We start from the raw sequence: 12,896 nt of genomic DNA on the forward strand, positions 1-12,896 counted from the left end.
CGTTTTATGTCCTCGTTTCTTCGCTGTCAGAAGATCAGCTGCCGTTACGGCCGTGACGAAAGCGCCCGCGACGTGTTACTGCGCGCCGACGGCTACATGGATCAAGTGGCGCTCGGCATCGAGCATCGGAACTTGCAAACGCTCGATGCGCTCCACCGTCGCGCCATTTGGCAGACGCGCGATTTCGTCGTCCGGCTGCAAGCCCTTCATCGCGAGAATCCGGCCGTTGTCCGCGACCAGATGACGCGCAAGTGTAACGAAATCCGCGAGGTCTGCGAACGCGCGCGAGACAATTACGTCGAATTTCCCCGGGACTTCGCAACCCGGCCGCAAATTCTCGACGCGCCCCGTCACAACGGAAAGATTCGCCAACCCCAACTGAACCTTCGCTTGCGACTGGAAGGCGGTCTTCTTGTGAACGATGTCGTTCAGTGTCACTTTAACGTCGGGGAAGACAATTGCTAGCACGATGCCCGGCAGGCCGCCGCCCGAACCGACATCCAAAATCGATTTTGGTTGGCGCGCCACGAGCATCGGAACGATGGCGAGCGAATCGAGAAGATGCTGAATGAGCATTTGCTTCGGGTCGCGGATCGCCGTCAGGTTGTAGACGGCGTTCCATTTGCCCAGCAGCGCAACGTAATCGAGTAGCTGCTGTTTCTGCGATGAAGTCAGCGCAAGCTCGAGTTCAGTCGTACCTCGGTTGAGCAAGTTAGCCAGCGATTCGTTTTGGTCCTTCATTGAACCACCGGGTTGCTGCTGGCCTGATCCTGATCGCTGCCTGTGCCGCGTCCGCGCCGGCCGAGGCCGCGCTTGAGATGCACCATGAGCAGGGAGATGGCAGCCGGCGTGATGCCCTGAATACGCGATGCCTGCCCGATCGTCTCGGGACGATGCTGCGTTAACTTTTGTCGCGCCTCAAACGAAAGACCGCGTACTTCGCTGTAGTCGATCGTCTCTGGTAAACGCGTGTTCTCTTGCGCTCCGTTGCGCACGATCTCGTCCGCTTGCCGGTCGATATAGCCTTGGTACTTCACGCCAATCTCGATCTGTTCTTTGATCTGCGCGAGCAGAACTGGATCATCGGCTAACGATTCGGCTGAACCGCATTCCCCGTTGCGCAGAGCGCAGACGCCATCGTACGAGACACCAGGGCGTCGTAGCAGGTCGGCCAAACTGTATTCGTGATCGATCGGCTTGCCGAGTAACGCGGTCGCCTCTTCAGCGGGAAGCGTCTTAGGGTTCACCCACGTGGAGCGCAACCGCTCTGTTTCACGTGAAACAGCGTCACGCTTGCGGCTGAAAGCATCCCACCGGACGTCATCTACGACTCCAAGCTCCCGCCCTGCTTCGGTCAGGCGCATATCCGCGTTATCTTCACGTAGAGACAGACGATATTCCGCACGGCTCGTGAACATTCGATACGGTTCAGAGACTCCGCGCGTTACCAAATCGTCGACCAATACACCCAAGTACGCCTCATCACGGCGCGGTGTCCAGGCATCCCGGCCCTGCACTTGAAGCCCTGCATTTATGCCGGCTAGTATTCCTTGAGCGGCAGCTTCCTCATAACCCGTTGTGCCGTTGATCTGTCCGGCAAAGAAAAGCCCACCGATGGATTTCGTTTCAAGCGAAGCCTTAAGCGCACGCGGATCGAAGTAGTCGTATTCGATTGCATAGCCAGGGCGCAAGATATGGGCGTGTTCGAGACCACGCATGGAACGCACAAGATCTAATTGGACATCGAAAGGCAGACTCGTCGAAATTCCATTGGGATAGAACTCGTTCGTAGTCAGCCCTTCCGGTTCCAGAAAGATTTGATGTGCGTCCTTCGATGCAAACCGATGAATCTTGTCTTCAATCGACGGGCAGTACCGCGGCCCAACGCCTTCAATCACCCCTGTGTACATCGGCGACCGATCCAAGCCCGAACGAATAATGTCGTGCGTTTGAGCGTTCGTGTGCGTCACCCAACACGGCACCTGACGCGGATGCTGCTCGACGCGGCCAAGAAAAGAGAAAACCGGAACCGGATCCAAATCGCCCGGCTGCTCATCAAGCTTCGAAAAATCGATCGTGCGGCCGTCGATGCGCGGTGGCGTTCCCGTCTTAAGTCGGCCCTGCGGCAAATTCAACTCTTTGAGACGTGCGGATAAAGATATCGCAGCAGGATCGCCCGCGCGGCCGCCCACGTAGTTGTTCAACCCCACGTGGATCTTTCCGTCGAGGAACGTCCCCGCTGTCAGAACCACGGCACGCGCCCGAAACCGTAAGCCAACTTGCGTAACGGCACCAACCACGTGGTCGCCTTCCACCATCAAATCATCGACGGCTTGCTGGAACAGCCAGAGATTCGGCTGATTTTCCAGCCGATGGCGTATTGCCTGCTTGTAAAGAATGCGGTCGGCTTGAGCGCGCGTGGCTCGCACTGCAGGACCCTTGGACGAATTGAGAATGCGAAACTGAATACCGGACTCGTCGGTGGCGGCAGCCATCACGCCGCCCAACGCATCGACTTCTTTGACGAGATGTCCTTTTCCGATGCCGCCGATCGACGGGTTGCAGCTCATCTGGCCAAGCGTCTCGATGTTATGCGTCAGGAGCAGCGTCCGACAGCCCATTCGCGCCGATGCAAGCGCCGCTTCGGTGCCCGCGTGACCACCGCCAACGACGATCACATCAAATTCTGAGGGAAAAAGCATGAAGATCTCGCATCGAGCGATGCGAACCTGAAGAAAGAATATCGACGAATTATATCGGGTTCTCGTCCGCCGATTTTCCAACGACCCGGAAAAGGCGAAAAAAATGGCGTGTTTCACGTGAAACACGCCTTCGAGATTTGACGCAACCCGCTAAACAGCCTTCTTTACCAACCCGAGGTAAGTCTCAATGACCTGGGGATTGTGTTGCAAATCTTGCGCGAGGCCTTTCAGGGCGAATTCGCCTGTCTCAAGAACGTACCCGAAGTCTGATATCTGTAGTGCCGCGCGTGCGTTTTGCTCGATCAAAAGTATTGCGACGCCCGTCTCGCGAAGCGCACTAACGATATGAAAAATTTCCTTCACGATCAAAGGTGCCAGACCGAGACTAGGCTCATCGAGCATCAACAATTTTGGCTTGGCCATCAACGCTCGACCCACAGCAAGCATTTGCCGCTCACCGCCGGATAGCGTTCCTGCCGCCTGCGTGCGGCGCTCCTTCAACCTGGGAAAAAGGCGAAAGACTGGTTCCAGCTGATCCAAGAAGTTTCGCTCCCCCGCTCGCTTGCGCCGATACGCGCCTAGGACGAGATTGTCCTCAACCGACATCGAAGCGAACAGTTCCCGACGCTCAGGCACGAGGCACATTCCACGTGAAACACGACGCTCGATAGGCAGCGCAGCGACATCCTCGTCCAGATACCGAATCACACCGTTAGCCGATCCTGTCGGCGGCAAAGCCCCCATGATTGCATTTAACAGGGTGGATTTTCCCGCACCATTTGGACCGATCACCGACACGATTTGTCCAGCACCAACCGTGAGCGTCGCACTGTGCAGCGCCTCGACTTTCCCGTATCGGGCGGATAAACCATCGACTTGAAGAATCGGTACACTTTTTTGCATTACTCCACTCCACCAAGATACGCTTCGAGCACAGTAGGATCTTTCTGAACTTCTGAAGGCAAGCCTTCCGCAATCTTCGTCCCAAACTCCATCACGACAAGGCGGTCGGTGAGATTCATCACGAAGTCCATATCGTGCTCGACCAGCAGGATGCTCATTCCCTCTGCGCGAAGCCTACGCAGCAGGTCGGCAAGCTGAAGCTTCTCCTGATACCGCAAACCAGCAGCTGGCTCATCGAGAAGCAACAGCGTTGGATCGCAACACAGCGCGCGCGCAATTTCCATGATGCGTTGTTGCCCCAGCGCCAAACTTCCGGCCTCACTGAATACATGCTTTTTCAGGCCGACGCGTTCGATCTGTCGCGCCGCCTCGGCCATCAGCCGACTTTCCTCCGCACCGTTCAAACGCGCGACGCTCCGCCAAACTCCGGTGTTTCCCCGCAGATGTGCGCCGATCGCAACATTTTCCAAGACGCTCATACCCGGAAGCATCTTCACGTGCTGGAAGGTTCGCCCGATGCCGCGCTTTACGATCTCCCGCGATGTCAGCCTCTCGATACGCTCGCCTCGAAAGCTGATCGCGCCGCTCGTAGCCTGAAGCACTCCGGTCACGAGATTGAAAGTGGTGGATTTTCCAGCGCCGTTCGGCCCGATCAGCCCTATGATCTCCCCTGCCTTTATATCGAAACTCACATCGTTTACTGCAACAAGCCCGCCGAACTGTTTGCGCGCGTTATCGACGACAAGAAGCGATTCGCCCGCCGCCGGCTTGCTGCGCTGCGGCAACGCTTCGCCGCGCTCCGGCACGCGCGCTCGCGGAGCGCTTGGAAACAAACGCGCTACGAACGGCCACACTCCCTGACGCGCGTATTGAAGCAGCAGCACCATCAACACGCCGAAGACAATAACCTCGAAGTTTCCATTCGCACCAATCAACTTGGGCAGCAGCGTCTGCAGATAATCTTGCAGAACGGTGAGGATAGTCGCGCCCAGAATCGCACCCCAGACATGCGCCACTCCGCCAACCACCGCCATGAACAGAAACTCGATGCCATGATTAAGCCCGAACGGCGTCGGATTCACCGCACGCTGTAAATGCGCGTAAAGAAAGCCGGAAATGGATGCAAGCACCGCCGCATAGACAAAGATAACGACGCGCATCCAGCCGGTATTGACGCCCATCGCCTCCGCCATCGTGCCGCCGCCGCGCAACGCGCGGATAGCGCGGCCCGGACGACTATTAAGCAGATTCTGAACAGATACGACGGCGAGCAGCACGACGACCCAAATCAGGTAGTAGATGCTGCGCCCAGACTCCAAGTGCCATCCAAAAAGGTTCAACACAGGAATTCCATTGATCCCGTCGTACTTGCCGAGCAACTCCATGTTTCCAAACAGATAAAACAACGACAGTCCCCACGCGATTGTGCCGAGCGGCAGAAAGTGCCCGGAAAGCCGCATCGTGATGAGGCCCAGAAACAGCGCGATGATCGCCGTCAACACCACGCCCGCGATCAACGCAAGCCACGGTGACACACCGTATTGGGTCGTCAGAAACGCCGTTGCATACGCGCCTACGCCGACGAACGCGGCCTGCCCGAAGCTCGTCATCCCGCCTATGCCCGTCAGCAAGACGAGCCCTATCGCAACAATCGAATACAAGCCGATGTAGTTGAGCAGCGTTATCCAGTACTCGGGCACGGCCACCGGTTTCGGCAACACGGGCAACGCAAAGACCACGACGAGGAACAGCCAGAAGAAGCGGTATCGATGAAGGAATGCCATTGCGTTACTCCTCGTCTTCATCGGAATGCGGGCTTGCCAGGCTTCGCCATAGCAGCACCGGAATAATTAGCGTGAAGACGATCACCTCTTTGTACGCGCTCGCCCAGAACGACGAATACGACTCCAGCAAGCCGACGAGCAGCGACCCCGCCGCCGCCAGCGGATAACTCACCAGACCGCCCACGATTGCCCCGACGAAGCCCTTCAAGCCGATCAGAAATCCCGAGTCGTAATAGATGGTCGTGATGGGTGCGACGAGTACGCCGCACAGCGCGCCGAGCCCCGCCGCCAGCGTGAACGCGAGCCGCCCCGCCTGCGTCGTGCCGATGCCGACCAGGCGCGCGCCCAAACGGTTCACCGACGTCGCCCGCAACGCCTTGCCGGAAATGGTCCGGTCGAAGTAGAAGTAGAGCGCCGCGATCAGCACGACCGCCGTGCCCACCACCCACACACTCTGCCCGGAGATCGACACGCTGCCGAGATTGAACGTGGCGTCGGAGAACGCCGTCGTGCGCGATCCTTCCGCGCCGAACATGACGAGCCCGAGCCCGACCATCGCGAAGTGCACGGCCACCGCGACGATCAGCAGCAACAGCGTGCTCGCCTCCGCGATCGGCTCGTAGGCGAGTCGATACACGAACGGTCCCATCGGCACGACGATCAACAGCGTCAGCGCGATCTGCACGAACATCGGCAAGGGCTGCGCGAAGATTGCCTGCGTCAGTGCCCATACGGCGACGGGAAACAGCACATACTTTCCCGCGAGCGTTGCAAGCAGCCGTCCAATCTGCCGATACCGCGTCGGATGCCGCACGATCCCCGCAAGTTCGGCGACGAAGCAACCCGCGCCCATGACGATGAGCAAGTAACACGTCGCCGGCAGCTTTTGCGTCTGCAGCGCGGCAAGCGTGAGCGCGCCATAAGCGACGAACTCCCCTTGCGGGATGAAAATGACGCGAGTCACGGAAAACACGAGCACCAGGGCGAGCGCGAGCAATGCGTAGATCGCGCCCGTGGTGATCCCGTCTTGCGCGAGGATCGCCGCAATCGATAAGTCCATACTTCCTCTTCAGAGCTTCCGCAAAAAGGTCGGGCTGCCGGATCAGCCCGTGAACATGGGAAAAAGCGGCGCGCCGCATACATCGGCGCACCGCTTTGCTATCTTGAAAATCGGAGAAAAGAACGCGCCTTTAGCAGAGCGCGCGCTCAAGTCCGATCAGTCGTTGAGCAGCTTCCACTTGCCATCGGAGATTTGCACCATCACACGCGCGCGATCGTCGAAGCCGTTGTGATCGTTCGATGTCGTGTTCATGATGCCGTGCGCGACGGGCAAGTCCTTCAGATTCTCCAACGCGGCACGCAGCGCCTCACGGAACTCGGGCGTACCCGGCTGCGCTTTCTTCAGCGCTTCGGGGATGGCACGCTGAAGCATCTGACCGGCGTCCCACGCGTGACCGCCGAAGGTGGAAAGCGTACCCGCCCCGTTGGCCTTCTCATAGGCGTTCTTGTACGCCGCCGAGGACTTCTTCACCGGATTGTTTTCCGGCAGTTGCTCGGTCACGAGAACCGGCCCGGCAGGCAGGATCTCTCCTTCGCAATCCTTGCCGCATACGCGCAGAAAGTCGTTGTTCGCCACCCCGTGCGTCTGATAAACCTTGCCCTTGTACCCGCGCTCCTTCAACGCCTTCGCCGGCAGCGCCGCCGGCGTTCCCGCGCCTGCGATCAGCACGGCATCCGGATTGGCGCCCACCGTCTTGAGCACCTGACCGGTGACGGACGTGTCCGTGCGGTTATAGCGTTCGTTCGCGACGATCTTGAGCTTGTGCGCGCTCGCCGCTGCGTTGAAGACGTTGTACCAGCCGTCGCCGTAGGCATCCGCGAAGCCGATGAAGCCCACTGTCTTCACGCCGTGCTTCTCCATGTAACTGGCGATGGCGTCGGCCATGAGCGCGTCGTTCTGCGGCGTCTTGAAGACCCACGCTTTCTTGCCATCCATCGGTGCAATGATGGAAGCCGATGCCGCCATCGAGATCATCGGTGTCTTCGAAGCCGAAGCGGCATCGATCATCGCGAGCGAATTGGGCGTGACCGTGGAACCGACGACTGCATCGACATGATCCTCGTCTATCAGCTTGCGCGTGTTCTGCACGGCGCGGCTCGTGTCGGAGCCGTCATCCAGCACGATGTACTCGACGGACTTGCCGCCAATTTCCTTCGGCAACAACGCGATGGTATTTTTCTCGGGAATCCCGAGCGATGCCGCCGGTCCCGTGGCCGAGAGCGTCACGCCAATCTTCACTTGCGCGAAGGCCGCGCCTGAGCTTACGAGCGCGCCCCCCGCGATGGCGAGCGCGACGCTTGCCCTGATCCATGTGTGCTTCGTTTTCATTGCTTGTCTCCAAACGCGACCGGCTGTACGCGCCGCTGCGAGTTGTTATCGATGAAGCTTGCTTACTGCCGTCTGAACAGCCGCCCCAATCTATGTACCGCGAAACCACGTGCCTAGGCTGGTTTTCCCTGACCGTCGGCAGGCGCTGCATGGGGTTTTCGCGCCCTCTTCTCTTCGATTACGGCATGCAGAAAAAAAGGCGCGACCATGACAGACGCGCCTTCTTCATTTGCATGATTTCACATGCTCAGTTGCCCGAGAGCTTCCACTTGCCGCCGACGATCTCCACCATCACGCGAGCACGCTGATCGAGGCCAGAGTGATCGTTCGCGCTCATGTTGAAGATGCCGTGCGATGCAGGCAAGTCCCTGGTGCCTTCGATAGCCGCGCGCAATGCCTCGCGAAACGCGGGCGTTCCTGGCTGACCCTTCTTCAAGGCAATGGGAATAGCGCGCTGGAGAATGAGGCCCGCGTCCCACGCATGACCGCCGAACGTCGAGACCGAACCCGCGCCGTATGAGCCTTCATAAGCCTTCTTGTAAGTGAGCGCGGCTTGCTTTACCGGATTGCTGTCCGGCAGTTGCTCGGCGACCAGCAACGGTCCGGCGGGCAGGAACGTGCCTTCGCAATCCTTGCCGCATACACGCAGGAAGTCGTTGTTGGCAACGCCGTGCGTCTGATAGATCTTGCCCTTGTAGCCGCGCTCCTTGAGCGTCTTCTGCGGCAGCGCGGCGGGTGTTCCAGCACCGGCGATGAGCACCGCATCCGCGTTCTGCGACATCATCTTGAGCACTTGCCCCGTGACCGATGCGTCGTTGCGCGCGAAGCGCTCGTTGGCCACGACGCGAATCTTCGCGAGCTCCGCCGCCTTCGTGAACTCCTTGAACCAGCTCTCGCCGTAGGCGTCCGCAAAGCCGATGAAGGCAACCGTCTTCACGCCATGATTCGACATGTGCTGCGCAATAGCGGTCGCCATGAGGATGTCGTTCTGCGGCGTCTTGAAGACCCACGCCTTCTTCGCGTCCATGGGTTCGACGATGCTGGCCGCGGCCGCCATCGAGATCATGGGCGTGGTGGTCTCGGCGGCGATGTCGATCATCGCGAGGGAATTGGGAACGACCGTCGAACCGACGAGCGCATCGACGTGGTCTTCGCTCGTGAGCTTGCGCGCGTTCTTCACGGCTTGCGTGGAATCCGTGGCGTCATCCAACACGATGTACTGCACCTTCTGCCCCGCCACTTCTTTTGGCAGCAACGCGATGGTGTTCTTTTCCGGAATGCCGAGCGAAGCCGCCGGGCCCGTTGCCGAGACCGTCACGCCTATCTTTACGTCCGCGAAAACCTGAGTGCTGAATACCGCCGATAAACCCGCGACAGCCATTGCGACCGTCTTAACGCGTAAAGCCCACTTCATTGATTTGCGCCCCGTCTTGATCGTGAAACGTCCAGTTTGAAGCCCGCGTCTTTTCACCGACCGATGGGTCGGGAAATGCAGTTTAGCGGAGGCGCGTCATGCACAGCAAGCGTTTTGCAGGGCTTATGACGGCTGTCGAACGTAAGCTGCGACCGGGTGTGAATGCGAGTTTTTTGAATCCGCCGAAACGGTATGCGGATTATATTTCGGCGACGCGAAATATCGACGTAAAACAAAACAGCCAATAAAAAAAGCGCTGTTGGAATCATCCAACAGCGCTTTCGGTCGGGCACTTGGTGCCTCATGTCTCCTCGTTCTCCACCTCAAAAATCTGGGTGCAACAGAACTAAGCAGAATGTTATCGACTGTATCGTTTCGCAACAACCTAGCATTTACCCTAGTGGTGCATAAAAGCACCTTAAGAGGGCGATTTCGAGGTCGTTAACCGTGCATTGCGCGCGTGTCGTTGATTGAACAGTATTTGTTCGGATATCCAACTAAATGGTTAACCCTGTAGCGGTCTGACACGCGCCACGATTTCACCCACAATGCCACGTCGAAATGCCAGCACGCATGCGATAAAAATCAGGCCCGTCACGATAGTCACGGATTCACCCAGCGAATTGAACCAGTCCACGCCGGTGAGTCGCGCAAGTCCGCCGCCAATATCGCCGAGCCGGTCTTCCAGCGCAACGATGATCGCCGCGCCGAGCAACGGACCGAACATGGTGCTCATGCCGCCGACGAGCGTCATCAGCACCACCAGGCCGGACATGGTCCAGTAGGCATCGCCGAGAGTTTCGAAGCCGAGCACGAGCGTCTTCAGCGCACCGGCAAGCCCAGCGAGACCCGCCGACAACACGAACGCAAGCAGCTTGTAGCGCGCGGTATCGTAGCCGAGCGATACCGCGCGCGGCTCGTTCTCCTTGATCGCGATCAGCACTTGCCCGAACGGCGAATGCACGATACGCACGATCAACGCGAACGCCAGCAACATGACGACGAGCACGACGTAATAGAGCGTAATGTCACTGCCGAGGTTCAACGCGCCGAAGAGCTTGCCGCGCGGCACGCCTTGCAAACCGTCTTCGCCATGCGTGAACGGCGCCTGCAGGAACACGAAGTAGACCATCTGCGCGAGCGCGAGCGTGACCATCGCGAAGTAGATGCCTTGGCGGCGAATCGCCAGAAGACCGACGATCAATCCAAGCACGGTCGCCACCGCCGTTCCCGCGATCACGCCGAGTTCGGGCGTCAACCCCAATGTCTGGATGGCATAGCCCGCGGTGTAACCCGCGCTTGCCAGAAACATCGCGTGCCCGAAAGACAGCAAGCCCGTATAGCCGATCAACAGATTGAACGCCGCCGCGAACAACGCGAAGCACAGCACTTTCATCATGAAGACCGGATACACGCCCGCGAAGGGCGCGACGATCAAAGCGATCAGCAACAAGCCGTAAAGCGCTTTTCTCTGCATCATTTTTCCTTGCCGAAGAGTCCGGCGGGCCGCACCATCAGCACGAGCGCCATGATGACGAAGACAACCGTCGCGGACGCTTCCGGATAAAACACGCGCGTCAGGCCTTCGATGATGCCGAGCAAAAGACCCGTGAGAATCGAGCCCATGATCGAACCCATGCCGCCGATCACCACGACCGCGAACACGGTGATGATCATCGACTGGCCCATCAGCGGCGACACTTGAATCACCGGCGCGGCCAGCACCCCCGCAAAGGCCGCAAGCGCGACGCCGAAGCCATAGGTGAGCGTGATCATGAGCGGCACATTGATGCCGAATGCCTCGACGAGCTTCGGGTTCTCCGTGCCCGCGCGCAGATAAGCGCCAATGCGCGTCTTCTCGATCACGAACCATGTCGCGAAGCACACCGCGAGCGATGCCACGACGACCCAAGCGCGATAGTTCGGCAGGAACATGAAGCCGAGATTGGTCGCGCCCGTCAGAAGCGAGGGCACGTCGTAAGGCTGACCCGACGAACCATAGATGGAACGGAACACGCCTTCGATCACGAGCGTGAGACCGAACGTAAGCAACAAGCCGTAAAGATGATCGAGCTTGTACAGCCAACGCAGCATCGAGCGTTCGATAACCATGCCGAAGAGGCCGACGATAAGCGGCGCGAGCACGAGCATCGCCCAATACGGCACGTTGAGATACGAGGCGCCCATCCACGCGAGCATGGCGCCGAGCATGAACAACGCGCCGTGCGCGAAGTTGATGACGTTGAGCAAGCCGAAGATCACCGCGAGCCCGAGACTCAGGATCGCGTAGAACGAGCCGTTCACCAGTCCGAGGAGCAACTGGCTCATCATCGCGGCGAGCGGAATGCCGAAAATTTCCATTGAACCTGCCGTCAGGAATGGGTCGATTAAGTCATCGCGACAAGCGGCCGATGACAGCCGCTTGCCGCATCAACCGTGTGCGCTTACTTCCACGCCGCGCAGCGCGACTCCGCCTTCGTGCCGAATGCCTGATCGCCGGGAATCGTCGCCGTGATCTTGTAGTAGTCCCACGGCTCCTTCGACTCCGACGGCTTCTTCACTTCCATGAGATACATGTCGTGGATCATCGCGCCGTCCTGGCGGATGGTGCCCTTCGCGTAGAAGTCGTCGATCTTCGTCTGCTTCAACTGCGCCATGATCTTGTCGCTGTCGGTCGTGCCCGTGGCCTGCACGGCCTTCAGATACGTCGTGACAGCCGAATAGTCCGCGGCCTGCAGGCTCGTCGGCATCTTCTTCATCTTGTCGAAGTAGCGCTTGGCCCACGCGCGCGTCTTGTCGTCCTTGTTCCAGTACCAGCTATCCGTCGCCACGAGGCCTTGCGTGGTTTCGAGTCCCAGGCTGTGGATGTCCGTCAGGAAGATCAGCAACGCGGCGAGTTTCATCGACTTGTTGATGCCGAATTCCTTCGCTGCCTTGATCGAGTTGATGGTGTCGCCGCCCGCGTTCGCAAGACCGAGCACCTGCGCCTTCGATCCTTGCGCCTGCAACAGAAACGACGAGAAGTCCGACGCCGACAGCGGATGGCGTACATCGCCGAGCACTTGGCCGCCGTTGGCCTTCACCACGTCGGCCGTGTTCTTTTCGAGCGCCTTGCCGAACGCGTAGTCGGCGGTGAGGAAGTACCACGACTTGCCGCCCTGCTTCGTCACGGCGGAACCGGTGCCCTTGGCGAGCGCCATGGTGTCGTACGCATAGTGCACGGTGTACGGTGTGCACTGCTCGTTCGTGAGGTTGTCCGCGCCCGCGCCGATGTTGATGTACGGAACCTTCTTCTCGCCCGCGACCTGATTGGTGGAAAGCGCGGTAGCCGAGTTCGTGCCGCCGATGATCACGTTCACGCCATCGCGGTCGATCCACTCACGCGCGCGCGATGCCGCGATATCCGCCTTGTTCTGGTGATCCGCATACACGAGTTCGATTTGCTTGCCGTTCACCTTGCCGCCGAAGTCCGCAATCGCCATGCGAATGGCTTCGAGACCGCCCTGGCCGTCGATATCGGCGTAGAGACCCGACAGGTCGGTAATGAAGCCGATCTTCACCGTGTTGCCGTCGGCCGCGTGAGCAGCGTTCATGGACGCCACACTCGCCGCCGCAGCCGCAAAGCAAAAAGTGGAAAGGCGCGCGAGGGTCTTCATTTTCATTGCAGTCTCCGTGAGTTTTTGGTTGTTGCGTGCTGCCTGAGC

10 protein-coding genes are annotated in these 12,896 nt (G+C 59.1%); all 10 read right to left on the reverse strand.

Going from position 1 to position 12,896, the window contains the following annotated elements:
* Positions 1–75: 75 nt before the first annotated feature.
* The 10 genes from rsmG to LDZ28_RS13590 all read right to left on the reverse strand — a co-directional run bounded on the left by rsmG (position 76) and on the right by LDZ28_RS13590 (position 12,854).
* Positions 76–741 (reverse strand): 16S rRNA (guanine(527)-N(7))-methyltransferase RsmG, encoded by a 666-nt coding sequence (gene rsmG / locus LDZ28_RS13545; RefSeq protein WP_244826614.1) that lies wholly within the window; start codon positions 739–741, stop codon positions 76–78.
* Complete coding sequence (gene mnmG, locus LDZ28_RS13550; protein WP_244828140.1) at positions 738–2,702, reverse strand: tRNA uridine-5-carboxymethylaminomethyl(34) synthesis enzyme MnmG; 1,965 nt, start codon at positions 2,700–2,702, stop codon at positions 738–740. Before mnmG ends, rsmG begins: the two co-directional genes overlap by 4 nt.
* 150 nt (positions 2,703–2,852) lie before the next feature.
* Positions 2,853–3,605 (reverse strand): ABC transporter ATP-binding protein, encoded by a 753-nt coding sequence (locus tag LDZ28_RS13555; protein ID WP_244826615.1) that lies wholly within the window; start codon positions 3,603–3,605, stop codon positions 2,853–2,855.
* Complete coding sequence (locus LDZ28_RS13560; protein ID WP_244826616.1) at positions 3,605–5,389, reverse strand: ATP-binding cassette domain-containing protein; 1,785 nt, start codon at positions 5,387–5,389, stop codon at positions 3,605–3,607. The genes LDZ28_RS13555 and LDZ28_RS13560 overlap by 1 nt, the downstream gene beginning before the upstream one ends.
* Before the next feature lie 4 nt (positions 5,390–5,393).
* The gene (locus LDZ28_RS13565; protein ID WP_244826617.1) at positions 5,394–6,449 is read right to left on the reverse strand and encodes a branched-chain amino acid ABC transporter permease; all 1,056 of its coding nucleotides are present in this window, start codon (positions 6,447–6,449) and stop codon (positions 5,394–5,396) included.
* A 156-nt stretch (positions 6,450–6,605) separates the two neighbouring features.
* On the reverse strand, positions 6,606–7,778 hold the full coding sequence (locus LDZ28_RS13570) for an ABC transporter substrate-binding protein (RefSeq protein ID WP_244826618.1): 1,173 nt from the start codon (positions 7,776–7,778) through the stop codon (positions 6,606–6,608).
* 247 nt (positions 7,779–8,025) lie between these two features.
* Positions 8,026–9,192, reverse strand: coding sequence for an ABC transporter substrate-binding protein (locus LDZ28_RS13575; protein WP_244826619.1), 1,167 nt, complete (start codon positions 9,190–9,192; stop codon positions 8,026–8,028).
* 505 nt (positions 9,193–9,697) lie between these two features.
* A complete protein-coding gene (locus tag LDZ28_RS13580; protein WP_244828141.1) occupies positions 9,698–10,669 on the reverse strand; it encodes a branched-chain amino acid ABC transporter permease in 972 nt (323 codons plus the stop codon).
* A complete protein-coding gene (locus LDZ28_RS13585; RefSeq protein ID WP_244826620.1) occupies positions 10,669–11,553 on the reverse strand; it encodes a branched-chain amino acid ABC transporter permease in 885 nt (294 codons plus the stop codon). Before LDZ28_RS13585 ends, LDZ28_RS13580 begins: the two co-directional genes overlap by 1 nt.
* A gap of 83 nt (positions 11,554–11,636) precedes the next feature.
* Positions 11,637–12,854: an ABC transporter substrate-binding protein gene (locus LDZ28_RS13590; RefSeq protein ID WP_244826621.1), complete on the reverse strand. Its 1,218-nt coding sequence runs from the start codon at positions 12,852–12,854 to the stop codon at positions 11,637–11,639.
* Positions 12,855–12,896 lie beyond the last annotated feature (42 nt).

Origin of the sequence: Caballeronia sp. TF1N1 (assembly GCF_022878925.1) — a bacterium.
Taxonomy (GTDB): domain Bacteria; phylum Pseudomonadota; class Gammaproteobacteria; order Burkholderiales; family Burkholderiaceae; genus Caballeronia.